Raw genomic sequence first — 27,000 nt, 5'->3', positions numbered from 1 at the left:
ATGAAGATCCTCATCAGTGCGGACATGGAGGGCGCCACGGGCGTCACCTGGCCGGCCGACGTGCTGCCGGGGACACCGCAGTGGGAGCGGTGCCGGGCGATGTTCACCTCGGACGTCGACGCGGCCGTACGCGGCTTCTACGACGGCGGCGCCGACGAGGTGATCGTCAACGAGGCGCACTGGACCATGCGCAACCTGCTCCTGGAGAACATGGACGAGCGGGTGAAGATGCTCACCGGGCGGCACAAGTCGCTGTCCATGGTGGAGGGCGTGCAGCACGCGGACGTCGACGGCATCGCGTTCGTCGGCTACCACGCGGGCGCCGGGATGGAGGGCGTTCTCGCCCACACCTACCTCGCGAACTCCATCACCGGGGTCTGGCTGAACGACGTGCGCGCGAGCGAGGGGCTGCTCAACGCGCGGGTCGTCGCCGAGTACGGGGTGCCCGTCGTGCTGGTCACCGGGGACGACGTGGCCTGCGAGGACGCGCTCGGGTACGCGCCGGAGGCCCTCAAGGTCGCCGTCAAGGACCATGTGTCCCGGTACGCGGCCGTGTGCCGTACCCCGGCCGCCACCGCGGTCGACATCCGCGCCGCCGCCAAGGAGGCGGCCGCCCTGGCGGTCCGTCACGAGCCGGTGCAAGAAGGTCCGTTCACGATCGCGTTGGAGTTCGACGCCGAGCATCTCGCGCTCACCGCGACCGTCGTGCCGGGAGTCGGCCGAGTGGGGGAGCGGAAGGTTGCGTACACCAGCGCCACCATGTACGAGGGGATCCGGACCTTCAAGGCGGTCACCACGGTCGTCTCCGCCGCGGTGGAGGAGCAGTATGGCTGACGAGCAGGCGCTGGACGAGGTCGTCCGGTTCACCTCCGACCTGATCCGGATCGACACCAGCAACCGGGGCGGCGGCGACTGCCGCGAGCGGCCGGCGGCCGAGTACGCGGCCGAGCGGCTGGCCGGGGCGGGCCTGCGACCGGTCCTGCTGGAGCGCACGCCGGGCCGTGCCAACGTGGTCGCCCGCATCGAGGGCACCGACCCCTCCGCGGACGCGCTCCTGGTGCACGGTCACCTCGACGTGGTGCCCGCCGAGGCCGCCGACTGGAGTGTGCACCCGTTCTCCGGCGAGGTCCGCGACGGCGTCGTATGGGGCCGGGGCGCGGTCGACATGAAGAACATGGACGCGATGATCCTCGCCGTCGTGCGGGCCTGGCGCCGTGCCGGGGTGCGGCCCCGGCGGGACATCGTGATCGCCTTCACCGCGGACGAGGAGGACAGCGCCGAGGACGGCTCCGGATTCCTCGCCGACCGGCACCCCGGGCTGTTCGAGGGGTGCACGGAAGCCATCGGCGAGTCGGGGGCGTTCACCTTCCACGACGGGACCGGGCGGCAGATCTACCCGATCGCCGCGGGCGAGCGTGGCACCGGCTGGCTGAGGCTCACCGCGCGCGGGCGCGCGGGACACGGTTCCAAGGTCAACCGGGAGAACGCGGTGACCCGGCTGTCCGCCGCCGTCACCCGCATCGGCGAGTACGAGTGGCCGCTGCGGATCACCCCGACCGTGCGCGCCGCCCTCACCGAACTCGCTGCCCTGTACGGCATCGAGCCGGACCTGGACGACCCGGACCGGCTCCTCGAGAAGCTCGGCCCCGCCGCCAGGCTGGTCGAGTCCGTCGTACGCAACAGCGCCAACCCGACGATGCTGGCGGCCGGTTACAAGGTCAACGTCATCCCGGGCGAGGCGGTCGCCCATGTGGACGGACGGTATCTGCCCGGCGGCGAGGACGAGTTCCGGGAGACCCTGGACCGGCTCACCGGCCCCGACGTGGACTGGGAGTTCGTGCACCGCGAGGTCGCACTCCAGGCACCGCTGGACTCGCCGACGTACGCCCGGATGCGCGCGGCCGTGGCCCAGTTCGCACCCGAGGGGCACGTGGTGCCGTACTGCATGTCGGGCGGCACGGACGCCAAGCAGTTCTCCCGGCTCGGCATCACCGGGTACGGGTTCGCGCCGCTGAAGCTCCCCGAGGGGCTCGACTACCAGGCGCTCTTCCACGGCGTCGACGAACGCGTCCCCGTCGAGGCGCTGCACTTCGGCGTCCGTGTCCTCGACCGCTTCCTGCGGACGGCCTAGAAGACCAGGAGAGGAGAGACCGGATGCGGACCCTGCCCCACGGTTCCTGGCCGTCGCCCGTGGACGCGGCCCTGGCCGCCGCGCACGGCGGCGCTCCCGACTGGGTGGACTTCGTCGGCGACGAGATCTGGTGGACCGAGCCGAGGCCCGGCGAGGGCGGCCGGCGCGCGCTCGTGCGGAGGCGGCCCGACGGCACCGAGGAGTCCGTGCTGCCCGCACCGTGGAACGTGCGCAGCCGGGTCATGGAGTACGGCGGGCGGCCGTGGGCCGCGGCCGTGCGCGGGGACCGGCCGCTCGTGGTGTTCACGCACTTCGCCGACCAGCGACTGTACCGGTACGAACCGGGCGGCGAACCCCGTCCGCTGACGCCCGTCTCCCCGGTGGGCGGCGGACTGCGCTGGGCGGAACCGCTGCTGGACCCGGCGCGTGGGGAAGTGTGGTGCGTGCTGGAGGAGTTCACCGGCGAGGGACCCGGGGACGTACGCCGGGTCCTGGCCGCGGTGCCGCTCGACGGGTCGGCGGCTGAGGACCGGGCCGCCGTACGCGAACTCACCGAGGAACGGCACCGGTTCGTCACCGGACCCAGGATCTCGCCCGACGGCTGCCGAGCCGTCTGGCTGGCCTGGGACCACCCGCGCATGCCGTGGGACGGCACCGAGCTGATCCACGCCGACATCACCGGCGGCGGCACCCTGCGCGGGGCGCGGACGGTAGCCGGCGGCCCCGAGGAGTCCATCGCCCAGACCGAGTGGACGGCCGACGGACAGCTGCTGTACACGAGCGACCGCAGCGGCTGGTGGAACCTGTACCGGGACGGGGAACCGCTGTGCCCGCGCGAGGAGGAGTTCGGCGGGCCCCTGTGGACGCTGGGACAGCGGTGGTTCGCGCCGCGGGCCGACGGGCTGATCGCCGTCCTGCACGGCCGGGGCGCGGCCGTGCTCGGGATACTGCGCCCGGACACCGGCGAACTGGTCGACGTGGCCGGCCCCTGGACCGAGTTCACCCCCACCCTCGCTGTGCACGGCGACCGGGTCGTCGGCGTGGGTGCCGGCCCGCGCAGCGGCCACGAGGTCGTCGAACTGGACACCCGAACCGGCCGGGCCCGGCCGGTCGGCGCCCGCCACCGCGACCCGGTCGACCCCGCCCACTACCCCGAGCCGCGCGTCCGCGCCTTTCCCGGACCCGGCGGACGCGAGGTGCACGCCCAGGTGTTCCCGCCCCGCAACCCGGACTGCGCCGCCCCCGACGGCGAACTGCCGCCGTACGTCGTCTGGGTCCACGGTGGCCCCACCGGCCGGGCGCCGCTCGTACTGGACCTGGCGATCGCCTACTTCACCTCACGCGGCATCGGCGTCGCCCAGGTCAACTACGGCGGCTCGACCGGGTACGGTCGCGAGTACCGCGAGCGGCTGCGCGAGCAGTGGGGCGTGGTCGACGTCGAGGACTGCGCCGCCGTGGCCCTGGCGCTGGCCGAGGAGGGCATCGCCGACCGGTCCCGGCTCGCGATCCGCGGCGGCAGCGCGGGCGGCTGGACCGCCGCCGCCTCCCTCACCGGTACCGACATCTACGCCTGCGGCACGATCAGCTACCCCGTCCTCGATCTCACCGGCTGGGGCTCGGGGGAGACCCACGACTTCGAGTCCCACTACCTGGAGACCCTCGTCGGACCGCTCGCCGAGGTGCCCGAGCGGTACGCCGAGCGCTCGCCGAGCGAGCACGCCGACCGGATCGCCGCGCCGTTCCTGCTGCTCCAGGGCCTGGACGACGCCATCTGCCCGCCCGCCCAGTGCGAGCGTTTCCTCGCCCGCCTCGACGGGCGGCCGGTGCCGCACGCCTACCTCACCTTCGAGGGCGAGGGCCACGGCTTCCGGCGGGCGGAGACCGTCGTCCGCGCGCTGGAGGCGGAACTGTCCCTGTACGCTCAGGTGTTCGGGCTGAATCCGCCCGGTGTACCGAAGCTGGAGCTGACCCGGTGAACCGACTCCTACGACCCACCCGGCTGGCCCCGGGCGCCCGGGTGGCCGTGGTCGCCCCCAGCGGACCGGTTCCCGAGGAGCGGCTGGCGGCCGGGCTCGACGTGCTGCGCGGCTGGGGCCTGGAGACGGTCGTCGCCCCGCACGTCCTGGACACCCACGGCCGCCTCGGATACCTCGCGGGCTCCGACGCCGACCGTGCCGCAGACCTGGAGCGCTCCTGGTGCGACCCGTCCGTGGACGCCGTCCTGTGCGCCCGCGGCGGCTACGGCGCACAGCGCATGGCCGACCTGGTGGACTGGGACGTCATGCGGGCCGCCGGGCCGAAGGTGTTCGTGGGCTTCAGCGACATCACCGTCCTGCACCAGGCCTTCGCCACCCGGCTCGGCCTCGCCACCCTCTACGGACCGGCGGCCGCGGGCGTCGACTTCATCAAGAACGAGGGGGCCCAGGAACATCTGCGGGCCACCCTCTTCGCCCCGGAGACCGTCCGCACCATCACCACCTCGGGCGCCGCCCTGGTGCCGGGGAAGGCCAGGGGCGTCACCCTCGGCGGCTGCGCCAGCCTGCTCGCCACCGACCTGGGCACCCCGCACGCCCACCCGGGTGCCCGGGGCGGCCTGCTCATGCTGGAGGACGTCGCCGAACAGCCGTACCGCATCGACCGGATACTGACCCAGTTGCTGCGCACCGGCTGGCTCGACGGCGTCGCCGGGATCGCGCTGGGCTCCTGGGAGGACTGCGGCCGCTACGACGACCTGCGCCTCGTCCTCGCCGACCGGCTCGGCGGCCTGGGGGTACCGGTCCTGGAGGACTTCGGCTTCGGCCACTGCCCCGGAGCGCTGACCGTCCCGCTCGGCGCCATGGCCGAACTCGACGCGGACGCGGGCACCCTGACCCTGGACGAACCGGCCCTGCGCTGATCGTCACGAGGCGGTGCGTCCGGCCAGGACGTAGGCTGACGGGATGCCGCACATCCCGTCCCGTCACCTGGCCGAAGGCACCCGCGTCGGTATACGCCACCTCACCCTCGGCGACGGGCCGGAGTTCACCGCCCGGGCCCGGGAGAGCAAGGACCTGCACCACCCCTGGCTGTTCCCGCCGGTCACCGAGGAGACGTACGCGGGCTACGCCGGTCGTCTGATCGAGGACCCGGCCAGGGTCGGGTTCCTGGTCTGCGAGAAGGGTGGGGGTCCCGCGAAGGACGACGGGGCCATCGCCGGGTTCATCAACATCAACAACATCGTTCTGGGCGGCTTCCGGTGCGGGGCCCTCGGCTACGGCGCCTTCGCCCACGCGGCCGGGCGCGGGCTGATGCGCGAGGGCCTCGACCTTGTCATCGGGTACGCGTTCGGGCCGATGGGGCTGCACCGGCTGGAGATCAACGTGCAGCCCGGCAACGCCGCGTCCATCGCCCTCGCCCGTGGCGCGGGCTTCCGGCTGGAGGGGTTGTCGCCGGACATGATCTATATCGACGGCGCCTGGCGGGACCACGAACGCTGGGCGATCACCGCCGAGATGCGCGCTTCCGGTTGAGGCGGGCACGCCGTACGCGGACCTCGTAGGGGCGGCCTTTGCGCAATCCTGACCGCCCGCTCCCCTGGCCGACTCACCGGCCCGCGGGTTCCATGGTGATCGTGACGACGATCCGACGCGAGGTACTGACCCTGCCCGCCGCGCAGTTGGGGCCGGACAACCCACTGCCGCCACTGCGGCCCCTCGACGACGTCCACCGTGTCGAGCCACGCGACCGCGAGGGACTGCCCCGGGACATGGCCCGGCAGCTCGGCTGGGAGCCACTGCGCAGTCTGTTGCCGGTGCGCGTCCGCGACGGCTACGACCGGACCCGTGCGCCCCACGCCGTCGAGGCGCTGGTGATCGAGAACGACCGGCTGCGCGCCACCGTCCTGCCCGGCCTCGGGGGCCGCGTCGCCTCCCTCGTCCACCTCGCCTCCGACCGCGAACTCCTCTACCGCAACCCGGTGTTCCAGCCCGCCAACTTCGCCCTCAACGGAGCCTGGCACTCCGGTGGCATCGAATGGAACATCGGCGCCACCGGCCACACCACCCTTTCCTGCGCACCCCTGCACGCCGCCCGCGTCCCCGCCCCCGACGGCGGGGAGATGCTGCGGCTGTGGGAGTGGGAACGACTGCGCGACCTGCCGTTCCAGGTCGACCTGTGGCTGCCCGACGGCTCCGAGTTCCTCTACGCCGCCGTCCGCGTCCGCAACCCCCACGAGCGGCCCGCGCCCGTCTACTGGTGGTCCAACATCGCCGTGCCCGAGGACCGCCGTGTCCTCGCCCCGGCCGACGAGGCCTGGTTGTTCGGCTACGAGCGGCGGTTGCGCCGGGTGCCCGTCCCGTCGTACGACGGCGTCGACCGCACCTACCCGCTCAACAGCGACCACGCCGCCGACTACTTCTACGAGGTGCCCGACGGGCGCCGCCGCTGGATCGCCGCACTCGGCGCGGACGGGCACGGCCTGGTGCAGACCTCCACCGACCTGCTGCGCGGCCGCAAGCTGTTCGTGTGGGGCACGGGCCCGGGCGGCCGCCGTTGGCAGGACTGGCTCACCGAACCCGGCACCGGCGGCTACTGCGAGATCCAGGCGGGCCTCGCCCGCACCCAGCTGGAGCATGTGCGGCTGGAGGGGGAGAGCGAGATGTCCTGGCTGGAGGCGTACGGCCCCATCGAGACACCGCCGGAGGGGGACTGGCCCGACGTGCTGCGCAGGGCGCAGGACCGGCTGGAGGCGACCCTGCCGCGGGCCGGTGTCGACGCCACGTACGCGGCCTGGCGGCCGTGCGCCGACACCGAACCCGGCGAGCGGCTCGCCACCGGCTCCGGCTGGGGCGCGCTCGAAGTGCTGCGCGGCGGCCTGAAGCTGCCCGGCACGCCCTTCGACCAGGCCACCCTCGGCGATGCGCAGGCCCCCTGGCTGGAGCTGCTGCGCTCCGGCTGCTTCCCGCAGCCGCACCGGGTGGAACCGCCGGGCGAGACGCTCGTCGCCCGGCACTGGCGGGACATGCTGGAGACCGCGCCCGCCACCCCGCTCACCGAGTACCACCTCGGCGTCGCCCAGTGGCACGGCGGTGACCGGGCGCAGGCGGTGCGCAGCTGGGAGCGCGCGCTGCGGCTCGCGCCCTCGCGCTGGCCGTCGCTGCGCTGTCTGGCCGTGGCCGACCAGGAGGCCGACCACCACGAGCGGGCCGCCGACCGGTACGCGGACGCCTTCGACGACCTGTGCCGGCAGCGGCGCGACCCCGGCGAGCCGTGGACGGCCGTCGTCGCCGCGCTCGGCCGCGAGACCCTGGAGGCGCTGCTCAGGGCCCGGCGGCCCGCCGAGGCGCGTGCCGTGTGGCGGCGACTCCCGCCGTCCGTACGCGCCCGGGGCCGATTCCGGCTGCTGGAGGCCGGGCTGCTGCTCGCGGAGGGGCAGCGCGAGCAGGCACGGGCCGTCCTTGGCGATTGCTTCGACGACGGCTCCGGCGACGGCTTCGAGGTGGCGGACCTGAGGGAGGGCGAGGAGGTGCTCGGTCGGCTGTGGGCCCGCCTGACCGACGATCCGCTGCCCGCCCACCTCGATTTCCGAATGCGACCGGACCTGTCCTGACCTGACCGGATCGGCCCGGGTCGGCCGCGCTCCGTTACGGCCCTACGGCCGCGGGTACCCGGCATGCATGGAGCCCTTGGATCATCTTGAACACCTTGACAAGCAGTTGGTGGACGAGCTGGCGCAGGTGGCACGCGAGACCGTGCGTGACGAACTGCGCGAGCAGACCCGCAAGCAGCGCCGCACGGCCATGCTCTACGGCGCCTCCGGCGCCGTCGCCCTGTACGCGGGCGGAGCCCTCGCACTGGCCCTGGGCCTGGGCATCGCCACCAGCCTGCCGGGCTGGGCGGCCGCGCTGATCACGGCGGCTGTCCTCGGCGTGGTGGCGTACGCGCTGCGCGGCGCGGCCCGCCCCAGGCACCCGCACCCGTCGGCCCCGTCCCACGGCGTCACCGCCGGCCGGTCGTCCGCCACCCCCGGCGGCATGGGCATGCCCTATCCGCCCCGGCCGACCGAGGCACCGCGCTGGCCGGGCCATGACCCCGACGGACCGCACCACAGGGCGTGAAGCCCCGCGGGGTGCCCGGATGTTTGGGTGCCCCGGGCAGGGGGACCCGGTGTGCTCCGGGACCCCGTGCGGCCGGTCGACCGCATTCCGTGACCCGTTCAACGCCCCGGGTCACACCCCCCACAGCGCCATACACGCATCAGAGGCCACACCGCCCGCGCATGTCCCGACGCACGCGGCGGCACCGCGTGCTGCCCGCCGACTCCATCGCGGGATCACTGAAGACCGAGGGACCAGTCGCGCGAGCAAAGCGCGGAAGGAGACTCATGAACACCGCTGAACTCGTCGAACTCGCCCAGCAGTTGCGTGTGGACAGTGTGCGCGCCGCCGACGCGGCCAAGTCGGGGCACCCGACTTCGTCCATGTCCGCCGCCGACCTGATGGCCGTACTGCTCGCACACCACTTCCGCTACGACTACGACCGACCCTCGCACCCGGGCAACGACCGCTTCGTGCTCTCCAAAGGACACGCCTCGCCCCTGCTCTACGCCGGATACCGGGCGGCCGGCGTCATCGACGACGCCGAACTGCTCACCTTCCGCACCCTCGGCAGCAGGCTGGAGGGACACCCGACACCGCGGCGCCTGCCCTGGGTGGAGACAGCCACCGGATCGCTCGGTCAGGGACTGCCGGTCGGCGTCGGTATCGCACTGGCCGGCAAGCGCCTGGACCACACCGGATACCGGGTGTGGGTGCTGTGCGGCGACAGCGAGCTGGCGGAGGGCTCGATCTGGGAGGCCGCGGAGCAGGCGGCGTACGAACATCTCGACAACCTGGTCGCCGTCGTGGACGTGAACCGGCTCGGTCAGCGTGGCCCCACCCGGCACGGCCACGACCTGGACGCCTACGCCCGCCGCTTCCAGGCCTTCGGCTGGCACACCGTGGAGGTCGACGGCCATGACGTCGAAGCCATCGACCGCGCCTACTCCGAGGCGGAGTCCACCAACGGACAGCCCAGCGTGATCCTCGCCCGCACCCTCAAGGGCAAGGGCGTCGCCGCCGTTCAGGACCGCGAGGGGCTGCACGGAAAACCGCTGCCCGACGCCGAGGAGGCCATCGCCCAACTGGGCGGCGAGCGAGACATCCACGTGCGGGTGCAGGAGCCGTACGGAACCCGGATGCCCCAGCCCGTCAGGACGGCGCCGATCGAACTGCCCCGCTACGACCGGGGCGAGGAGGTGGCCACCCGGGACGCCTTCGGCAAGGCCCTCGCCGCGCTCGGCACCGCCCGGAGCGACATCGTCGTGCTGGACGGTGAGGTCGGCGACTCCACCCGCACCGAGCAGTTCGGCAAGGAACACCCCGACCGGTTCTTCGAGTGCTACATCGCCGAACAGCAACTGGTGGCCTCCGCGGTGGGTATGGCCACGCGCGGCTGGGTGCCGTACGCCTCGACGTTCGCCGCGTTCTTCACCCGGGCCTACGACTTCGTGCGCATGGCCTCGATCAGCGGCGCCGGACTCAACCTCGTCGGCTCGCACGCGGGCGTCTCGATCGGCCAGGACGGGCCCTCCCAGATGGGCCTGGAGGACCTGGCGATGTTCCGGTCGGTCTACGGCTCCACGGTGCTGTACCCGTGCGACGCCAACCAGACCGGAAAGCTGGTGGCCGCCATGGCCGGCCTGGACGGCATCCGCTATCTGCGCACCTCGCGCGGCGCGAACCCGGTCCTCTACGACCCCGACGAGGAATTCCCGGTCGGCGGCAGCAAGGTGCTCCGCTCCAGCGACGCGGACCGGCTGACCGTGGTCGCCGCCGGGATCACCGTGCACGAGGCCCTGGCCGCCGCCGACGCGCTCGCCGAGGAGGACATCCGGATCCGGGTCGTCGACCTGTACTCCGTCAAGCCCGTGGACCGGCACACCCTGCGCCGGGCCGCCGAGGAGACCGGCTGTCTGCTCACCGTCGAGGACCATCACGAGGAGGGCGGTATCGGGGACGCCGTCCTCGACGCCTTCCAGGACGGCAGGCCCGTGCCCCGCCTGGTCCGGCTCGCCGTCCGCACCATGCCGGGCTCCGCCGAGAGCGACCAGCAGCTGCACTTCGCGGGCATCGACGCCGAGGCCATCGCGGCGGCTGGACGGCTCCTCGTGGAGGAAGCGGTCGTGCGCTGATCCAGACCGGAGTGCCTCCGGAGGTTTGGCCCACGGCTCCGGGGCCACCCGGAAGCAGAGGTGGCCATGTCGAATACAAGAAACACATCCCGCAGCCCGAGCAAGACCGGCCCGAGCAAAAACAGCAGGAGCAAGAACGACGAGAACGGCGAGATCGACGAGAACGGCGAGATCGACGAGATCGACGAGATCGACGAGAACGATGAGAACGGCGAGATCGACGAGAACGACGAGATCGACGAGAACGATGAGATCGACGAGAACGGCGAGATCGACGAGTACGACGACGCCAGCGAGAACAGCGTGAGCACGGACACCGGTAGTCACCGTACGGACGACCGGCCGAGCGCCATCGAGGTGCTCCGCGAGGCCCGCGCCCAGCTCACCGAGCTCACGGGCATGGCCGCCGAGTCGGTGTCGTCCTTCGAGCAGACCGGCGAGGGCTGGACCCTGGAGGTCGAGGTCCTCGAACTCGTCCGCGTGCCCGACACGATGAGCCTGATGGCGAGCTACCAGGTCGACCTCGACTCACGTGGTCAGCTCACCGGTTACCGCAAGACCCGCCGTTACGAACGGGGGCGGGCAGACGCACACAGGCCGGGCGGCCGTCAGTAAGGCCGCTCGCGCTCGACAATTCCCCGCACAAGGAGGTTCGGCCGGCATGACAGTTGTCCCGGCACAGCAGACCGGCGGTGGAGGTTCTGGCAGCCTCTACGACGTACTGGAGCTCATTCTCGACCGAGGGCTGGTCATCGACGCGTTCGTACGCGTCTCCCTGGTCGGTATCGAGATCCTGAAGATCGACGTGCGCGTCGTCGTGGCCAGCGTCGACACATATCTGCGCTTCGCCGAGGCGTGCAACCGGCTCGACCTGGAGTCGGGCCCGCACAAGACCCCCGGCCTGCCCGACCTGGTCGGCGAGATCACCGAGTCCGGTGCGCGCGGCAAGTCCAAGGGCGCCCTGTCCGGTGCCGCCGAGACCATCTCGGACGCCTTCAAGCAGGCCCGCGACGAGGGCTCCTCCAGTGAGCCCGAACCGCGGCCGAGGGCCCGCAGGAGCAGTTCGCGCAGGAAGGAGGAGCAGGAGTGACCACCTACGTCTACGGCATCACCTCCGCCGCGCATCCCGCCCTCCCCGAGGGCATGGGCGGCGTGGGCGACCCACCGCGGCCGGTGCGGATCCTCACCGAGGGTGAGCTGGCGGCTGTCGTCAGCGACGCCCCCGAGGATCTGCGGCCCAAACGCAAGGAACTGCTCGCCCACCAGAACGTGCTCGCCGAGACCGGGGCGGCCGCCTGCGTGCTGCCCATGCGGTTCGGCAGCGTCGCCCCCGACGACAGCAGTGTCACCGGCGTGCTCGCCGAGCGTGCCGACCACTACGCGGAGCGGTTGCGGACGCTGGACGGCAAGGTGGAGTACAACGTCAAGGCCACGCATGTCGAAGACGCTGTGCTGCACCGCGTGATGGCCGAGAACCCGGAGCTGCGCGCCCTGGCCGAGGCTAACCGGAAGGCGGGTGGCGGAAGTTACGATCAGCGGCTGCAACTCGGCGAGCGGGTCGTGGCCGCGGTGCAGGCGCAGGAGGGCCTCGACGCGGTCGAGCTGCGGCAGGCCCTGGAGTCGGAGACGGTCGCCGTCAGCACGGGCCCCGAGTCCACGGGCTGGCTGGCCAACGTGTCGCTCCTGGTGGAGCAGGCTAGTGCCGAGGCGTTCTTGGCCGCCGTCCAGCGGTTCCGGGCCGACCACGCCCACCTGGACGTGCGGATCAACGGTCCGCTGCCGCCGTACAGCTTCGTCGAGCCGGGTCCTTCCGAGCCGGCGGGCACCACGGCGGGCGGCGTGGAGACCGGATCGGACACCGGACAGAGGTAGCGCCATGGGGCTGATCGGAGAAGTACTCATGCTGCCGTTCGCTCCCGCACGCGGCGCCGGGTGGGTGATCCGGCAGGTGCTGGAGGAAGCGGAGCGGGTGTACTACGACCCCGCCACGGTACGCGCCGAACTGGCCGCGCTGGAACAGCGGCTGGAGGCGGGAGAGATCGATGAGCAGGAGTTCGATCAGCTTGAGGACGAGCTCCTGGACCGGCTGGAGATCGCCCTGCGTGGAAACGCGGGGACAGACAATGGGACTTTCGCATGAATCGAATAGGACTGGGCCTCGCCGTAGGGGTCGGCTATCTCCTCGGGCGGACGAAGAAACTGAAAATGGCCTTCGCGCTCGGCACCCTGGCCGCCGGGAAGCGGATGCACCTCAGCCCGCGCATGATCGCGGACGTGGTGCAGCAACAACTGCGGGACAACCCGCAGTTCAAGGAGATCGGGGACCAGTTGCGCCAAGACCTGCGGGGCGTCGGCAAGGCCGCCTCCGGGGCCATGGTCGAGCGGCAGATGGAGGCTCTGGCCGAGCGTCTGCACGGCCGCACCGCCGATGTGCGCGGTCAGCTCGAAGGCCTCGGGAACGCCGGCCCGCTCGGCGACTCCGAGGAGTCCGATGCCGATGACTCGGAGGAATCCGAGGAATCCGAGGAATCTCAGGGATCCAAGGCATCCGAGCGGGCCCCGAAGAAGTCCGACGACTCCGGTGATTCCCGGGACTCCGGGAGCGAGGACCGAGAGGGGCGCGCCTCCGGCCGCAAGACCGCGGCGGCCGCTCCCAAGCGGGCGGCGAAGCGGGCGCCTGCCAAGCGTGCCGCCACCCGCAAGGCGCCGGCCAAGGCGCCCGCCAAGGCTCCCGCCAAGGAGTCGTCCGACAGGAAGCCGAGCGCTGACCGGAAGAAGAAGTCGGCCACGGGTGGGAGCGCCGCCCGCAGTGCCCGGTCCCGGAACACGAAGGAAGGCGGAGAGTCATGACCGAGACTCTCGGAAGCGCCGGGTCCGCGGCGTCGAACGGGGCCGCCAAGGCCAAGGACAACCCGTTGTCCCGGCTCGCGGAGAGCGAGGCGGCCGACCGGCTGAAGTCCGAGGTGCAGGAGTACCTCGGCGCACAGGCCCAGCGTCTGCTGACCGGCGTGGGCCGCAAACTGGGTGAGACCACCGGCAAGCTCAGCGACATCGCGGAGGGCAACAGCCCCGGCTTGGGCAGCCTCGCCCTCGGCGCCGGACGTAAACTGGCCGAAGGCAAGGGACCGCTGCGCGCCGCGCTGGAAACCGGCGCCTCGCACGCGAAGGACAGTGTGTTCGGCGCCCTCAAGAACCTTGGCGGCGGCGGCAAGGGCAAGCGCAAGGGTTCGGGTCACAAACCCACGGTCATCATCGAGTACATCGACGTGGGAGTGCCGCTGCGCACCGCCTACGACCAGTGGACCCAGTACCAGGACTTCAGCACCTTCGCGAAGGGCGTGAAGAGCGCGAGCCGCAGCGACGACACGACGTCCGACTGGCAGCTCAAGGTGTTCTGGTCCAACCGCAGTTGGAAGGCGACCACCACCGAACAGCTCCCCGACGAGCGCATTCAGTGGACGTCCGAGGGTGGCAAGGGCACCACAAAGGGTGTGATCACCTTCCACGAGCTGGCGGAGAACCTCACCCGGGTGCTGATGGTCATGGAGTACTACCCCACGGGCCTGTTCGAGAAGACCGGCAACATCTGGCGGGCCCAGGGCCGCCGGGCTCGGCTCGATCTCAAGAACTACGCCCGCTTCATCACCTTCAAGGGCGAGGCGGAGGACGGCTGGCGCGGCGAGATCCGCGACGGCGAGGTGGTTCGCAGCCATGAGGACGCGGTCGCCGAGGAAGAGGACGAGGAGCGCGAGGGCGAGGAGGGCCAGGGCGAGGAGGGCCAGGACGTCGCCGAGGATGCCGAGGGTGAGTACGAGGACGAGGACGAGCCCCGGGGTGAGTACGAGGACGACACCGAGTACGAGGACGAGGAGGACGAACCGGAGGGCGAGTACGAGGACGGCGAGGACGCCGAGGGTGAAGAGGGCGAGTACGAGGACGAGTACGAGGAAGAGCCCGAGCCCGAGCCCGAGCCCGAGGACGAGCACGCCGGGAGCGGGAGGCGCCGATGACGACGCCCGCACGGCCGGCCGGCGGACGCTTCCCCCCGTCGCCGTACGACCAGGGAGGCGGCGCCAACCTGGCCGACATCCTGGAGCGGGTCCTCGACAAGGGGATCGTGATCGCCGGTGACATCCGGATCAACCTGCTCGACATCGAACTGCTCACGATCAAACTGCGGCTCATCGTCGCCTCCGTCGACAAGGCCAAGGAGATGGGAATCGACTGGTGGGAGAGCGACCCGGCCCTGTCGAGCCGCGCCCGGCGCGACGAACTGGTCCGGGAGAACAGCCGGTTGCGCGAGCGGCTGGCCGAACTCGATCCGGGGCGCGAGCGGGAGGAGCCCCCAGCATGAGCCAGATGACTGGCCTGCGGTACGTCTACGCGGTCTGCCGCCCCTTCGACGCGGCACTCCAGTCCCAGCTGACGGGGGTGGCGGGGGCCCCGCCGTGGCTGCTGCGGCACCACGACCTGATCGCGGTCGTCGGCACCGTCCCCGAACGCGACTTCGAAGAGGGGCCGCTCCACGCCCACCTGGAGGACCTCGACTGGCTGAGTGCGACCGCCCGGGCCCACCAGGGCGTGATCGACGCGCTCAGCACGGTCACCACGCCGCTGCCGCTGCGGCTCGCCACGGTGTTCCGGGACGACAGCGCCGTACGCGTGATGATGGAGGAACGCGAGGACGACTTCCGGCGTACCCTCGACCGGCTCGAGGGCCGGGTGGAATGGGGCGTCAAGGTCTACGTGGAGCCGGAGGACGAGCCGCCCGTCGAGCCTGAGCCCCGCACGGACCGGCCGGTCAGCGGCAGGGACTACCTGCGCAGGCGCCGGCAGAGCGTGCACTCCCGCGAGGACCGGACCCACGAGGCCGAGGAGTTCGCGGACCGGCTGCACACCTCCCTCTCCGAGCACGCCGAGGACTCCCGGGTGCACGCTCCGCAGAACACGTCGCTCTCCGGCGCCCGCGGACAGAACCTGCTCAACGGGGCCTATCTGGTGCCGCGTACGCGGTCCGAGGAGTTCGTGGAACTCATCGACCGTACGAAGAAGGACGAGACCCCCGGCATCCGGGTGGAGCTCACCGGCCCCTGGGCGGCCTACTCGTTCACGGGCGAGCCGTCCGCGCCGAGGCAGTCCGGGGAGCCGGGGGAGCGGGCGGAGGAGGCGCGGTGACGGCTGTCGAACGCCGTGAGGTGGCCCTGGTGGACCTGCTCGACCGGCTGCTGGCCGGCGGTGTCGTCATCACCGGGGACATCACGCTGCGTATCGCCGACGTGGACCTCGTCCGCATCGACCTCAACGCGCTCATCAGCTCGGTGAGCGAGCAGGTGCCCTCGCCCTGGCCGGAGGTGACGTCATGACCGAGCGCCGCAACCGAGTCGAACTGGATCCCGACACGGTCGAACGCGACCTGGTCAAACTCGTCCTGACCGTGGTGGAGTTGCTGCGCCAGCTGATGGAACGGCAGGCGCTGCGCCGCTTCGACACCGGTGAGCTGACCGAGGACCAGGAGGAGCGGATCGGGCTCACCCTGATGCTCCTGGAGGACCGCATGACCGAACTGCGCGACCGCTACGGCCTGCGGCCCGAGGACCTCAACCTGGACCTCGGTCCGCTGGGGCCCCTGCTGCCGCGGCAGTGACCCGCCGACCCGCACCAGGGAGCCCAGGGCGCGCGCTCAGGGCCCTCAGGCGGACTTCCCGTGCCCCTCGGCGTCCTTCCGGCACAGGATCTCCCCGTGCGGTACGGCGAACCAGCCGTCCTTCCGTTCTCCCCACTCCCGCCAGGCGTCCGCGAGGGCCCGGAGCTGCCCGGCCGTGGCGTGACCGCCCTCGACGGCGCGCTCCGCGTAGGCGGAGGCCACCGTGCGCTCCGCCCACAGGTCGCTCCACCACGCCCGTTCCTCCGGTGTGGTGAACGTCCAGTTGCTGGAGGTGGCCGTGACGTCCGTGAACCCGGCCGCCAGGGCCCAGGACCGCAGCCTGCCCCCGGCGTCCGGCTCGCCCCCGTTGGCGCGGGCGACCCGGCGGTAGAGGTCCAGCCAGTCGTCCAGCCCCGGCAGCCGCGGATACCAGGTCATCGCCGCGTAGTCGGCGTCGCGTACGGCGACGAGGCCGCCCGGTCGGGCGACCCGGCGCATCTCGCGCAGCGCCCGTACCGGGTCACCGACGTGCTGAAGCACCTGGTGGGCGTGGACCATGCAGAACGTGTCGTCGGGCCAGTCCAGGCCGTGCACGTCGGCGACGGCGAAGTCCACGTTCGTCAGGCCCCGTTCGGCGGCCGTGGCGCGCGCCCGGTCCAGTATCTTCGGCGCCCGGTCGACACCGGTCACCCGGCCGTCCGGGACCAGTGCCGCCAGGTCGGCGGTGATGGTGCCCGGGCCGCAGCCGACGTCCAGGACCCGCATGGGAGGGTCGAGCGAACCGAGCAGATACGCGGCGGAGTTGGCGGCGGTCCGCCAGGTGTGCGAACGCAGCACCGACTCATGGTGCCCATGCGTGTAGACGGCCGTCTCGCGCGGTCGCGGCATGGCTCAGACCTCCTCGTCGTACCGGGCGCGGTGGTACGCGCCCGGTACGAGCCACGGTACGCGCGTCACCCATATGGTGAGACTGCTGTTTCATCATATGGACTTCGGCAGAGGCCGGTAGATGGACTACGGCAGAGGCCGGTAGACGGTCAGCGCGGCGGGCGGTTCCTCGACCGTCACCTCGACCGTCACCTCCGTGACCTCACCGGCAGCGCGTCCCGCAGCGCCGGGGCGTCCGCCACGGGCCGGGCCGGCGCCGTGAACCGGGCGCGGGCCGGAACCAGCGCCCGTACGGCGACCGCGGCGCCCACACCGAGCGCGGCACCCGCGACGACATCACTGGGAAAGTGCACGCCCGTGTAGAGCCGGGACGCGGCGACGGAGAACGCCACCGGGGCCACCACCGCCCCCCACGCCGGGGACTCCAGGGCCACCCCGGCCGCGAAGGCGGCCGCGGACGCCGCGTGACCGGACGGGAACGACGTGGTGATCGGCTGCCGCTTCAGCTGCCGCACCTGCGGGACCGAGTCCAGCAGGGGGCGCGGCCTGCGCACCGAGCGCTTGCCGAGGGTGTTGATGGCCAGCGAGGCCAGGCTCAGGGAGGCGATGCCGCGCACTGCGGCCCGCCGGGCGCGCGGAGTGCGGCTCGCCGCCACGGCGGCCGCCGCCCCGAACCACAGCACCCCGTGGTTCGCGCTCCGGCTGAGCCGGGGCAGCACGCGCTCGGCACCCGGCCAGCGCCACTCGGCAGCCCTGGTGAAGAGGCGGTAGTCGAGGGTCAGCAGCCGGTCGCGCAACGCGTGCCGGCCGGGCATCGGGACGGTGAGGTCGACATCGGGACTCATACCGGCGCGGGTACCCCGAAGCCGCCGCTTCCTGTATGCGGACCCGGCGCGTCCGATATCCGTTTGCCGCGGGCCGGGGGCGGCGCCCACAATTCGGCCCATGGGACATCTGGAAGCCGCGCACCTCGAGTACTACCTCCCCGACGGGAGGGCGCTGCTCGGCGACGTCTCCTTCCGGGTGGGGGAGGGGGCCGCCGTCGCCCTGGTCGGCCCCAACGGCGCGGGCAAGACCACTCTGCTCCGGCTGGTCTCCGGCGAGCTGAAGCCGCACGGCGGCACGGTCACCGTGAGTGGTGGCCTGGGTGTGATGCGTCAGTTCGTGGGGTCGGTGCGGGACGGGACGACCGTGCGCGACCTGCTCGTGTCCGTGGCGCCGCCCCGCATCCAGGAGGCCGCGCGCGCCGTCGACAAGGCCGAGCACGACATGATGACCGTCGACGACGAGGCGGCCCAGCTGCGCTACGCCCAGGCGCTGGCCGACTGGGCCGAAGCGCGCGGCTACGAGGCCGAGACGCTGTGGGACATGTGCACCACGGCCGCGCTCGGGGTGCCCTACGAGCGCGCCCAGTGGCGGCAGGTGCGCACGCTCTCCGGCGGTGAGCAGAAGCGGCTCGTCCTGGAGGCCCTGTTCCGCGGCAGCGACGAGGTACTGCTGCTGGACGAGCCCGACAACTACCTGGACGTGCCCGGCAAGCGCTGGCTGGAGGAGCGGCTGCGAGAGACCCGCAAGACGGTTCTGTTCGTCTCCCACGACCGCGAACTCCTCGCCCGTGCCGCCGAGAAGATCGTCTCCGTCGAGCCCGGACCGGCGGGCGCCGACGCATGGGTGCACGGCGGTGGCTTCGCCACCTATCACGACGCCCGCCGCGAACGCTTCGCCCGCTTCGAGGAGTTGCGCAGACGCTGGGACGAGAAGCACGCCCAACTGAAGAAGCTCGTCCTGAACCTCCGTCAGGCGGCCTCCGTCAGCCATGAGATGGCCTCGCGCTACCACGCGGCCCAGACCCGGCTGCGCAAATTCGAGGAGGTCGGACCACCGCCGGAGCCGCCGCGCGAGCAGGACATCAGCATGCGTCTGAAGGGCGGCCGCACCGGCGTAAGGGCCGTCACCTGCAAGGAACTTGAGCTGACCGGCCTGATGAACCCGTTCGATCTGGAGGTCTTCTACGGCGAGCGGGTCGCCGTGCTCGGCTCCAACGGCTCGGGCAAGTCGCACTTCCTGCGCCTGCTCGCCGGTGGGGACGTGGCACACACCGGGCAGTGGAAACTCGGCGCCCGCGTCGTCCCCGGCCACTTCGCACAGACGCACGCGCACCCTGAGCTGGAGGGCCGTACTCTCCTGGACATCCTCTGGAAGGAACACTCCCAGGACCGGGGCGCGGCCATGTCACGGCTGCGCCGCTACGAGCTGACCAACCAGGCCGAGCAGACCTTCGACCGGCTCTCCGGCGGTCAGCAGGCCCGTTTCCAGATCCTGCTCCTCGAACTCGAGGGTGTCACCGCCCTGCTCCTGGACGAGCCGACCGACAACCTCGACCTGGAGTCCGCCGAGGCACTCCAGGAGGGCCTGGAAGCCTTCGAGGGGACGGTACTGGCGGTCACCCACGACCGCTGGTTCGCCCGCTCCTTCGACCGCTACCTCGTCTTCGGCAGCGACGGCCGGGTCCGCGAGACTCCGGAGCCGGTCTGGGACGAGCGACGGGTGGAACGAGCCCGCTAGCCGGAATGTTCGTACAGTGGAGGGCAGGCAGTGACCACCTCGACGACGAGCGGGGGCCCTCATGACCGGAGTCGACCCGGACCGTCTGGACGACCAGCAGCTCATGAAGGAGCTGGAGACGATCCACCGCACGCGCCACGACACCCTGCTGTACGGCTCGAACGACGCGCTGCGCGCCCACAACGAGCGCATGGCGCAACTGGAGGGCGAGTACCTGCGGCGCAATCCCCGCCGCCTCATCGCCGCGGGCCGCACCCGCCAGGGAGCCCGTGAGCGTGGCTGCGGCGGAGTGGCGGTTCCCGGCGCCTGAGCCCGAGACCCTGATGACCTGGGGCGGGGGGGGGGGGGGGGGGGGGGGGGGGGGGGCCCCCCCCCCCCCGCGGGGGGGGGGGGGGGGGCCGGCCCCCCCCCCCCCCCCCGCGGGCGGGGGGGGGCCCCCCCCCCCCCCCCCCCCCCCCCCCCCCCGCCCCAGGTCATCAGGGGGCACAGTCGTCGGGGCTCACAGCCGGTCCGTGAGCGCCGCCGCCAGCTGCTCGACATTGGCGTAGCGGGCCGCCCGCGGCAGCTGCCGTACCGCGTCCACCAGGGCGTCGGGCCCCTGTCCGCGGCGCAGCGCCCCGGCCAGTTCGCCCGGCGCCGCGGGGAAGGCGCGCCGTCCCAGATACCGGGCCAGTTCCAGCCGTACATCGGCCAGGGACGCCCGCTCGCCGTTTCCGGGCACCACCGGACCGCGCCAGATCTGGGGATCGTCCTCCGCGGCGGGTTCCGAGCCCTGCCACTCCTCGGTGCGGGTCGGATGTCCGGACCTCAGCAGGTCCTTGAGCTCGTGCTTCATTTCGTCGTCCCGGTGAGCACTCAGCCGGGCGCTGCCTCGCTGCATGGCCCCCTCCGCATGGTCGGGATGGTCGGTACGCGACGTCCTCGCGACGTCGCGCGTGCGCACCGCGTACCCGTACACCGGACGCCAACACCGCGAACGCACAGGTGTTTGCGCCCGCAGGTCGGGGGCAGCCGCAGTCTCAGTGCTTCGGACAGCAGGCACTTCCGTGGGAGCGGTGTATCCGCGCCACGGGGTGTGCCCGTCCGGATTCGGCGCGCTCCCACGGGTGACCGTCCGGCCCACCAGGTCAGGGAGTTACCAGCCACATGTCCACGCACATGTCCACCCGAGTGAGCACGAAGCACCACCCGCACGACGACGCGCCCGACACCGCGCGCGACTTCCGGGAACTGGCCGCGCTCCCGCCGGGCCCGGAACGCGACCGGCTCCGTGACGAGATCGTGGAGGCCTGGCTGCCCATGGCCGAGCGGATCGCCGGCCGGTTCCGCAGCCGCGGCGAGAGCTACGAGGACCTGCGCCAGGTCGCCGCCCTCGGACTGGTCAAGGCCGTGGACCGCTACGACCCGGAGCGCGGCAAGGCCTTCGAGAGCTACGCCGTGCCCACGGTGACCGGCGAGATCAAACGGCACTTCCGCGACCACATGTGGACCCTGCACGTGCCGCGCCGGGTCCAGGATCTGCGCAACCGGGTGCGGCTCGCCTGCCGCGACCTGACGCAGAGCGCCCCGGAGCAGCGGCCGAGCGTGGCCCGGATCGCGGAGTACACCTCCCTGAGCGAGGAGGACGTCAAGGCCGGCCTCGAGGCTCTGGACAGCTTCAGCGCGCTGTCCCTGGACGCGGAGGCGCCGGGCAGCTCGGACGGTTACTCGCTGGCCGACGCACTCGGCGCGTCCGACCCCGCGCTCGACACGGTCGTGGACCGTGAGGCCGTCAAACCCCGGCTGGCCGCTCTCACCGAGCGGGAACGCACCATCCTCTACATGCGGTTCTTCGGGGACATGACACAGAGTCGGATAGCCGAGGAACTGGGCATCTCGCAGATGCACGTCTCCCGGATCATCAACCGCTGCTGCGAGAGGATGCGCGAACAGGTGATGCGGGACGTCGTGTAGGAGGCCATGCGGGCGGCCGGACGACGGGCCGGGCAGTCACCCGATAGGCGGCCCGGGTTCCCGCGAATGGGGCCCGGCCGCGCGCGGAGAGCCGTCCGGCGGGCTGTGATGGCTGCGGGAGCGCGACCGTCGCGCTTTCCGCAGCCGCTCGTCTGAGGAGCCCGTCCCATGCGCCGCACCCATCGCGTCCCGGCCATTGCCATCCTGGCGGCGGCCGCCCTCGGCACCGCCATACCGTCCGCCACGGCGGAGGAGCAGCCGCCGAGCGCCGAGGTCTCGGCGGCCCCCGTGCCTCGGAGCAGCGCGATCACGGCCCCTGCCGCCGGGACCGCCGCCGATGCCGGTACGGATGCCCTCGGCGGCCCGGGCACGGTGGAGAACCCGGGCACGGTGGAGAACCCGGTTGCGATCGAAACCCCGGTCGCCGTGGAGACCCCCGTCGCGGTGGAGAGTGCAGGGGTTGTCGCCGACACAAGCGCGGGGGCCGTCGCAGACACAGGGGCCGTCGGAGCCGGGGCACTGGGTGACGCGGGTGCCGCGGGAGTCGACGCCGCCGCCAAGACCGGGGCCGTCGCGGACACCGGTACGGGCCCGGCCACCGTGCCGACCGCGGCCGCGGACGCGGCGGCCGCAGGCGCATCGGTCGCGGGCGCGGAGGCAACCGCTCCGGCCGCCGCCGCTCCCGGCGAGGCCCCCGCCGCCCCCGGCACCGGCGCCAAGACCGGCACTGACCCCGCAACCACCGGCACCGGCACCACGCCTAACACCGGCCACGAGCAGGCCCAGGGACAGAACAACGGCGGCCAGGGCCAGAACAACGGCGGCGGGGACTGTGCCGCCTCCCGGACCGGCGGCTCCACCTGCGGCCCGGCGACGGTCCAGCACGGCGTACATGCTGGAGAGGGCGGCACCTTCAACGGGTCCGTTCCGGCGTTGGTGGCCGGGGCTCTGCTGATCGCGGGCGCGCTCGGCGCCGCCGCGCACCGGCTGGCGCGCTCCCGATAGGCGGCCGGGCGCGGAGCACGGACCGTACGGGACGGCACAGGGCACGATGGACTGCGCGGAGGCGGGCATGCGGCGGACGGACCCCGAGGGCCACGGCCCGGTCCGCTTCGGACCGCACTTTCCCGGCGACGGACTCCCGGTGCCGGCCGCCCTCGCCGCCGTAATCGCGGCGGCCGCGGACCGACCGGGGGAGGAACCGGTCGGCGGCGGCCCGGCACTCGTCGAGGCGGCCCACGGCTACTGGGCGCGACGCGGGCTGCCCACGGCACCCGGCCGTCTGGTGGCCGGTCCCGGAGCGCCGCCCCTGCTGCTCGCCATGACCGCCGCACTCGGCGGTGACGTCCTGGTCCCGAGGCCGTGCGCCGCCTGGTGGGCGCCGTACGCACGGCTACTGGGCAGACCCGCCTTCCCGGTGGCCACTCCGGCCGAGTGCGGTGGCGTACCCGACCCGTACGCCCTGCTGGAGACCGTGCGCCGGGTGCGTGCCGAGGGCGGCGACCCGCGGCTGCTCGTGCTCTCCGTCGCGGACGACCCGACCGCCACCGTCGCGCCGCCCGAGCTGCTGCACGAGACCGCCGAGGCCGCCGAGGACGCGGGACTGCACCTGGTCAGCGACGAGACATGGCGCGACACCCTGCACGACCCGCACGCCACCGTGCTGCTCAGTCCGGCCGAGATGCTGCCCGACCGGGTCACCGTCGTCAGCGACCTGGCGGGCGCCCTGCTGCCGCCCGGCTGGCCCGCCGCCGTCGCCCGCTTCCCCGCGTCGGACGCCGGACGGGCACTGCACTCGCGCGTGCTCGACGTGCTCACCGCGCTCGGGGCGCGTGTCGCCGCACCGGTCGCCGCGGCCGCCGCGTACGCGTTGGGGGAACCCGAGCCGATCACCACCCACCGCGACACCGCCGTACGCCTGCACGCGCGCCTGGCCGCCGCCGCGCACGCCGCCGTCGTGGCCGCCGGTGCCCTGTCCCGGCCACCGCAGGCCGGGCGGCACCTCTACGTCGACCTCGGCGAGCTGCGCTCCGCGCTCGCCGCGCGCGGCGTCGGCGACGCGCAGGAACTGGAGGACTTCCTCACCGCCCGGCTCGGCATGCCCGCGCCGGGCGGCCACCGCTTCGGCGACGACCTCCTGGCCCTGCGCGTGCGGCTGTCCACGGGCCCGCTGCTGGCCGGTACGGACGAGGAGCGCGAGGCGAGCCTCACGTCACCCGCGCCGTTGGAACTGCCACACGTGCAACACGCGTTGAACTCCTTGAGGTCGGTCTTCGACGACCTCCGCGACGACGCTCAGCGATGGGAGCCTCCTCGATGACGCAGCAGACGCCGCTGTCCGGGTCCATCTCCATGACCGCGCCCACGAGTACGAGAACGAGTACCACCACGGTCACGCCCACGACAGCGACCAGGGAAGCCGCCACCGCGCCGCCCCTCGCAACCCCGGCGCCTCTCGCGGTCCCGGCCGCTCCCGCCCCCCTCGCGCCCGCGTCCCCGCCCCTGGCCGAACCCCGCCCGCTGGGCGAACTCCGTTTCTGGCCGCGGACCTTCCACGACCGGCTCACCGCCCCGCTGCCCGGCTTCAAGGCCATGGCCCGCTTCGCCCGCGAGGGTTCGGTACGCCCCGGTCCCGAGGGCCTCGCCGACATCCCCCGGCTTCCCTTCGACCCCGGCCCGCTGCCCCGTACCGACACCCGCACGGTCGCCGTCACCTGGGCGGGGCACGCCAGCTGGGTGCTGCGGATCGGCGGACTCACCGTCCTGACCGACCCGGTCTGGTCCCGCCGGATCCTCGGCACCCCGGCCCGGGTCACCCCGGTCGGCGTCGCCTGGCACGCGCTGCCGGCCGTCGACGCCGTCGTCATCAGCCACAACCACTACGACCATCTGGACGCCCCGACCCTGCGCCGGCTCCCTCGGGAGACACCGGTGTTCGTCCCGGCCGGACTCGGCGGCTGGTTCCGCCGTCGCCGGTTCACCACCGTCACCGAGCTGGACTGGTGGGAGGCGGCCGAACTGTCCGGCGTCCGCTTCGACTTCGTGCCCGCCCACCACTGGTCCAAGCGGACCCTCACCGACACCTGCCACAGCCTGTGGGGCGGCTGGGTACTGACCGACCAGGACGGACAGCGCGTCTACTTCGCGGGCGACACGGGCTACGGCCACTGGTTCTCCCGTATCGGCCGCCGCTACCCGGGTATCGACCTCGCCCTGCTTCCCATCGGCGCCTACGACCCCCGGTGGTGGCTCAGTGACGTCCACTGCGACCCCGAGGAGGCCGTCCGCGCCGCCCGCGACCTCGGCGCCCGCCGCATGGCCCCCATGCACTGGGGCACCTTCGTCCTGTCCACCGAACCGGTCCTGGAACCGCTCACTCGGGTGCGGGCCGCCTGGGACACGGCCGGACTCGACCGGGAAGACCTGTGGGACCTGCCGGTGGGCGGCTCACGGGTACTGGACCGGGCGGCGGCGAAGCGAGTGGTCCTGCACCCGACCGCCTGAAGCCCGCACCACCCGTCCACCCCGCACCACCCGTCCACCCCGACACCACGTCACCCCGTCCGCCGTACCGGCACGCCCCTGCGCACCCGCCGCCAGGCGCCCGGCAGCACGGCGATGGCGACCGTCACCACGACCGCCACGACCACTCCCTCCCACGGCTCGGCGAACAGCGAACCACCCAGGATCCCGATCAGCTGATAGGTCAACGCCCAGGCCAGACAGGCGGGCAGATTGCCGCGGGCGAAGCGGCGCGGCGGCCAGTCGGCCAGCAGACAGGCCAGCATCACCGGAATGCGGCCCGCCGGGACCAGCCGGGACAGCACGAGCACGGCCACCCCGTGCCCGGCGAGCTGCTCCTGCGCCTGCGTCAGCCGCTCCTCGGGCGCCCGCGCGCGGATCGCCGCCAGCCACCGTGACCCGTTCTTCGAGTCCAACCCGCGCCGCCCCAGCCCGTACAGCAGCGCGTCGCCGAGGAACGCGGCCAGCGACGCCGTCACGAACACCAGCGCCAGCGAGAGGGGCGCCGTCGTGCGGTGGCACGCCACCACCGCCGCCGAACTCACCAGCGCCCCCGTGGGCACCACCGGTATCAGCGCACCGGCCAGCACCAGCAGGAACAGCGTCGGATAGGCCACCGCCTGCTGGGTGGAATCCGTCGGTACGGCCGTGACGCCGGCGGCCCACCAGTTCACCGTGCGGCCTCCACACGTATGCCCTCGCCGTGACCGAGCTTGTGCACCGACACGCCCGGCGCGCGCTCGGCCGCCAGGCGCACGAACTCGTCGCCCGGCGCGTGGAACTCATGGGGGCGCACGGCGTCCATCCCGATCGGCCAGTACGTGCCGTAGTGCACCGGGACCGCGCTGCGCGGTGCGAGAGCGGCGAGCGCCTCGGCGGCCCGGCCCGCGTCCAGATGCCCCGGACCGAGGTACGGCCCCCAGCCACCCACCGGCAGCAGCGCCACGTCCACCGGCCCCACCTCCCGCGCCATGGAGTCGAACAGGCCGGTGTCCCCGGCGAAGTAGGTACGCGCCTCGCCCTCGACGACATACCCCAGGGCGGGGGAGCGATGCGGGCCGAACGGCAGCCGCCGCCCGTCGTGCCGTGCGGACACCGTCCGTACGGTCAGGTCGCCGACCTTGGTCTCGTCCCCGGGCGCCACTTCCGTGATCCGCAGGTGGGTGAGGCGGCGCAGGCCGGGTACCGCCCGTGGCGCGCCCAGGGGCACGAGCAGGAGCGTGCCCGGGGCGAGCCGGGCCAGCGACGGCGGATGCAGGTGGTCGGCGTGCAGATGCGAGACCAGTACGACGTCCGCGCGGCGGGCCTCGGCGGAGGGGGGCGCGCCCCGGCGGCGACGCAGATGCGCGAGCCTGCGTGCGAACAGCGGATCGGTGAGCACGCGCGTGTTCGAGTCTTCCACCGTGCAGGTGGCGTGTCCCCACCAGGTGATCTCCACCGGCACCTCTTCGCCTCCTTCTCGCGTCTCCCCGAAGCCTACGGGCAGGAGTAGGGTCAGCGGCGAAACCCGGAGGTGGGAGGGGGGACGCCATGGGACCGGTCCGCGTCACGGCGATCGCGAGTCTGACACCGCTGGAAGAGCTGGAAGCGGATCCCTTCCTCGTGGATTCCCGCAGTCAGTACGCGATGTGCGCGCGCTGGGCCGCCGAGCGCGGCTATGTCGTCGCCCGCGAACTCCTGGTGTGCGGGCTGCGCGCCGACCACTGTGTGCTGTGGGACGGGGTCAGACCCGGCGTCGACCTCTTCGTCGCTCCCAGCAGACGGGTCCTGGACAGCGCGCTCTCCTCGGCCGACGAGTTCACCGCGGAGTGCGCCCGGCGCGGCGTCCGCATCGAGACGGTCGGCTCCGCGGAACCCCTCTACGACTCCCGGATGAAGGCCCTCGTCCACCGACGCCTGTCCATGCCGACGGCCGGATACGACGGGCGGTAGCGGCTGGGGCGGGGCGCCGACGGGTGGCGAGGCCGGACCCTTGGCCTGTGACTCCGGCCCTTGGCCATGACCCAGGGCCCTTGGCCCGTGACCCCCGGACCCTTGGCCTGTGACAAGGTGGACCGGAGCCCGCGACGGCGACGGGCCGGACGTGAG

Annotated in this window: 29 protein-coding genes and 1 pseudogene; 25 read left to right on the top strand and 5 right to left on the bottom strand. The window is 72.8% G+C overall.

The annotated features are described in order from the left end of the window. The 18 genes from ACIPK3_RS12490 (at position 1) to ACIPK3_RS12405 (ending at position 15,984) form a co-directional block, all read left to right on the top strand. Positions 1-834 (top strand): M55 family metallopeptidase, encoded by an 834-nt coding sequence (locus ACIPK3_RS12490; RefSeq protein WP_402568818.1) that lies wholly within the window; start codon positions 1-3, stop codon positions 832-834. After that, positions 827-2,131 (top strand): M20/M25/M40 family metallo-hydrolase, encoded by a 1,305-nt coding sequence (locus ACIPK3_RS12485; protein ID WP_402568816.1) that lies wholly within the window; start codon positions 827-829, stop codon positions 2,129-2,131. Before ACIPK3_RS12490 ends, ACIPK3_RS12485 begins: the two co-directional genes overlap by 8 nt. A gap of 23 nt (positions 2,132-2,154) precedes the next feature. Beyond that, positions 2,155-4,107, top strand: a complete 1,953-nt coding sequence (locus ACIPK3_RS12480) for a prolyl oligopeptidase family serine peptidase (protein WP_402568814.1) — start codon at positions 2,155-2,157, stop codon at positions 4,105-4,107. Next, positions 4,104-5,027 carry an LD-carboxypeptidase gene (locus ACIPK3_RS12475; RefSeq protein WP_402568812.1) on the top strand — a complete coding sequence of 308 codons (924 nt, stop codon included), beginning with the start codon at positions 4,104-4,106 and terminating at the stop codon, positions 5,025-5,027. Before ACIPK3_RS12480 ends, ACIPK3_RS12475 begins: the two co-directional genes overlap by 4 nt. A gap of 43 nt (positions 5,028-5,070) precedes the next feature. Further along, complete coding sequence (locus ACIPK3_RS12470; RefSeq protein WP_402568810.1) at positions 5,071-5,640, top strand: GNAT family N-acetyltransferase; 570 nt, start codon at positions 5,071-5,073, stop codon at positions 5,638-5,640. Between the two features lie 92 nt (positions 5,641-5,732). Next, positions 5,733-7,718 carry a DUF5107 domain-containing protein gene (locus ACIPK3_RS12465; RefSeq protein WP_402568809.1) on the top strand — a complete coding sequence of 662 codons (1,986 nt, stop codon included), beginning with the start codon at positions 5,733-5,735 and terminating at the stop codon, positions 7,716-7,718. Positions 7,719-7,785: 67 nt separating this feature from the next. Then, positions 7,786-8,226, top strand: a complete 441-nt coding sequence (locus ACIPK3_RS12460) for a phage holin family protein (RefSeq protein WP_402568807.1) — start codon at positions 7,786-7,788, stop codon at positions 8,224-8,226. A gap of 266 nt (positions 8,227-8,492) precedes the next feature. Then, a complete protein-coding gene (locus ACIPK3_RS12455) occupies positions 8,493-10,340 on the top strand; it encodes a transketolase (protein WP_402568805.1) in 1,848 nt (615 codons plus the stop codon). A gap of 303 nt (positions 10,341-10,643) precedes the next feature. Continuing rightward, entirely contained in the window at positions 10,644-10,955 is a 312-nt protein-coding gene (locus ACIPK3_RS12450) for a gas vesicle protein (protein WP_402569419.1), read from the top strand. 46 nt (positions 10,956-11,001) lie between these two features. Further along, positions 11,002-11,430, top strand: a complete 429-nt coding sequence (locus ACIPK3_RS12445; RefSeq protein ID WP_402568803.1) for a gas vesicle structural protein GvpA — start codon at positions 11,002-11,004, stop codon at positions 11,428-11,430. Beyond that, positions 11,427-12,212 carry a GvpL/GvpF family gas vesicle protein gene (locus tag ACIPK3_RS12440; RefSeq protein ID WP_402568802.1) on the top strand — a complete coding sequence of 262 codons (786 nt, stop codon included), beginning with the start codon at positions 11,427-11,429 and terminating at the stop codon, positions 12,210-12,212. Before ACIPK3_RS12445 ends, ACIPK3_RS12440 begins: the two co-directional genes overlap by 4 nt. A gap of 4 nt (positions 12,213-12,216) precedes the next feature. Further along, on the top strand, positions 12,217-12,480 hold the full coding sequence (locus ACIPK3_RS12435) for a gas vesicle protein GvpG (protein WP_402568800.1): 264 nt from the start codon (positions 12,217-12,219) through the stop codon (positions 12,478-12,480). Continuing rightward, a complete protein-coding gene (locus ACIPK3_RS12430; protein WP_402568798.1) occupies positions 12,477-13,190 on the top strand; it encodes a DNA primase in 714 nt (237 codons plus the stop codon). Before ACIPK3_RS12435 ends, ACIPK3_RS12430 begins: the two co-directional genes overlap by 4 nt. Then, complete coding sequence (locus tag ACIPK3_RS12425; protein ID WP_402568797.1) at positions 13,187-14,350, top strand: SRPBCC family protein; 1,164 nt, start codon at positions 13,187-13,189, stop codon at positions 14,348-14,350. The genes ACIPK3_RS12430 and ACIPK3_RS12425 overlap by 4 nt, the downstream gene beginning before the upstream one ends. Next, on the top strand, positions 14,347-14,694 hold the full coding sequence (locus ACIPK3_RS12420) for a gas vesicle protein (RefSeq protein ID WP_402568795.1): 348 nt from the start codon (positions 14,347-14,349) through the stop codon (positions 14,692-14,694). Before ACIPK3_RS12425 ends, ACIPK3_RS12420 begins: the two co-directional genes overlap by 4 nt. 5 nt (positions 14,695-14,699) lie before the next feature. Then, positions 14,700-15,515 carry a GvpL/GvpF family gas vesicle protein gene (locus ACIPK3_RS12415; RefSeq protein WP_402569417.1) on the top strand — a complete coding sequence of 272 codons (816 nt, stop codon included), beginning with the start codon at positions 14,700-14,702 and terminating at the stop codon, positions 15,513-15,515. Further along, positions 15,512-15,703 carry a gas vesicle protein gene (locus ACIPK3_RS12410; protein ID WP_402568793.1) on the top strand — a complete coding sequence of 64 codons (192 nt, stop codon included), beginning with the start codon at positions 15,512-15,514 and terminating at the stop codon, positions 15,701-15,703. Before ACIPK3_RS12415 ends, ACIPK3_RS12410 begins: the two co-directional genes overlap by 4 nt. After that, a complete protein-coding gene (locus tag ACIPK3_RS12405; protein WP_402568791.1) occupies positions 15,700-15,984 on the top strand; it encodes a gas vesicle protein K in 285 nt (94 codons plus the stop codon). Before ACIPK3_RS12410 ends, ACIPK3_RS12405 begins: the two co-directional genes overlap by 4 nt. 45 nt (positions 15,985-16,029) lie before the next feature. Here ACIPK3_RS12405 and ACIPK3_RS12400 read toward each other — a convergent pair whose 3' ends face one another. After that, entirely contained in the window at positions 16,030-16,872 is an 843-nt protein-coding gene (locus ACIPK3_RS12400) for a class I SAM-dependent methyltransferase (protein WP_402568789.1), read from the bottom strand. Between the two features lie 221 nt (positions 16,873-17,093). Then, a pseudogene (locus tag ACIPK3_RS12395) lies at positions 17,094-17,717 on the bottom strand (phosphatase PAP2 family protein); the annotation flags it as partial. A 100-nt stretch (positions 17,718-17,817) separates the two neighbouring features. On the opposite strand from ACIPK3_RS12395, the gene ACIPK3_RS12390 reads away from it, so the two are divergent. Together ACIPK3_RS12390 and ACIPK3_RS12385 are read left to right on the top strand one after the other, a co-directional pair. Continuing rightward, positions 17,818-19,437: an ABC-F family ATP-binding cassette domain-containing protein gene (locus tag ACIPK3_RS12390; protein ID WP_402568787.1), complete on the top strand. Its 1,620-nt coding sequence runs from the start codon at positions 17,818-17,820 to the stop codon at positions 19,435-19,437. 61 nt (positions 19,438-19,498) lie between these two features. Continuing rightward, positions 19,499-19,747, top strand: coding sequence for a DUF6158 family protein (locus ACIPK3_RS12385; protein WP_402568785.1), 249 nt, complete (start codon positions 19,499-19,501; stop codon positions 19,745-19,747). Between the two features lie 189 nt (positions 19,748-19,936). Here the strand turns inward: ACIPK3_RS12385 and ACIPK3_RS12380 are convergent, their stop codons facing one another. Next, a complete protein-coding gene (locus ACIPK3_RS12380) occupies positions 19,937-20,317 on the bottom strand; it encodes a DUF2795 domain-containing protein (protein ID WP_402568784.1) in 381 nt (126 codons plus the stop codon). Positions 20,318-20,595: 278 nt separating this feature from the next. Here ACIPK3_RS12380 and ACIPK3_RS12375 point away from each other — a divergent pair, with 278 nt between their 5' ends. The 4 genes from ACIPK3_RS12375 (at position 20,596) to ACIPK3_RS12360 (ending at position 24,894) form a co-directional block, all read left to right on the top strand. Continuing rightward, entirely contained in the window at positions 20,596-21,390 is a 795-nt protein-coding gene (locus ACIPK3_RS12375; protein ID WP_402569415.1) for an RNA polymerase sigma factor SigF, read from the top strand. Between the two features lie 168 nt (positions 21,391-21,558). Further along, positions 21,559-22,395, top strand: coding sequence for a hypothetical protein (locus ACIPK3_RS12370; RefSeq protein WP_402568782.1), 837 nt, complete (start codon positions 21,559-21,561; stop codon positions 22,393-22,395). A gap of 67 nt (positions 22,396-22,462) precedes the next feature. Then, the gene (locus ACIPK3_RS12365; RefSeq protein WP_402568780.1) at positions 22,463-23,710 is read left to right on the top strand and encodes an aminotransferase class I/II-fold pyridoxal phosphate-dependent enzyme; all 1,248 of its coding nucleotides are present in this window, start codon (positions 22,463-22,465) and stop codon (positions 23,708-23,710) included. Further along, positions 23,707-24,894 (top strand): MBL fold metallo-hydrolase, encoded by a 1,188-nt coding sequence (locus tag ACIPK3_RS12360; protein WP_402568778.1) that lies wholly within the window; start codon positions 23,707-23,709, stop codon positions 24,892-24,894. Before ACIPK3_RS12365 ends, ACIPK3_RS12360 begins: the two co-directional genes overlap by 4 nt. 50 nt (positions 24,895-24,944) lie before the next feature. On the opposite strand, the gene ACIPK3_RS12355 is transcribed toward ACIPK3_RS12360, so the two are convergent. Continuing rightward, positions 24,945-25,586 (bottom strand): DedA family protein, encoded by a 642-nt coding sequence (locus tag ACIPK3_RS12355; RefSeq protein ID WP_402568776.1) that lies wholly within the window; start codon positions 25,584-25,586, stop codon positions 24,945-24,947. Further along, positions 25,583-26,356, bottom strand: coding sequence for an MBL fold metallo-hydrolase (locus ACIPK3_RS12350; protein WP_402568774.1), 774 nt, complete (start codon positions 26,354-26,356; stop codon positions 25,583-25,585). The genes ACIPK3_RS12355 and ACIPK3_RS12350 overlap by 4 nt, the downstream gene beginning before the upstream one ends. Positions 26,357-26,442: 86 nt before the next feature. Here ACIPK3_RS12350 and ACIPK3_RS12345 point away from each other — a divergent pair, with 86 nt between their 5' ends. Then, entirely contained in the window at positions 26,443-26,844 is a 402-nt protein-coding gene (locus ACIPK3_RS12345) for a hypothetical protein (RefSeq protein ID WP_402568772.1), read from the top strand. Positions 26,845-27,000 lie beyond the last annotated feature (156 nt).

It is taken from the genome of Streptomyces sp. NPDC086787 (assembly GCF_044745865.1).
GTDB lineage: Bacteria > Actinomycetota > Actinomycetes > Streptomycetales > Streptomycetaceae > Streptomyces.
Note: the sequence above shows the minus strand (reverse complement) of the source record. Positions and strands in the feature narration are given on the sequence as shown.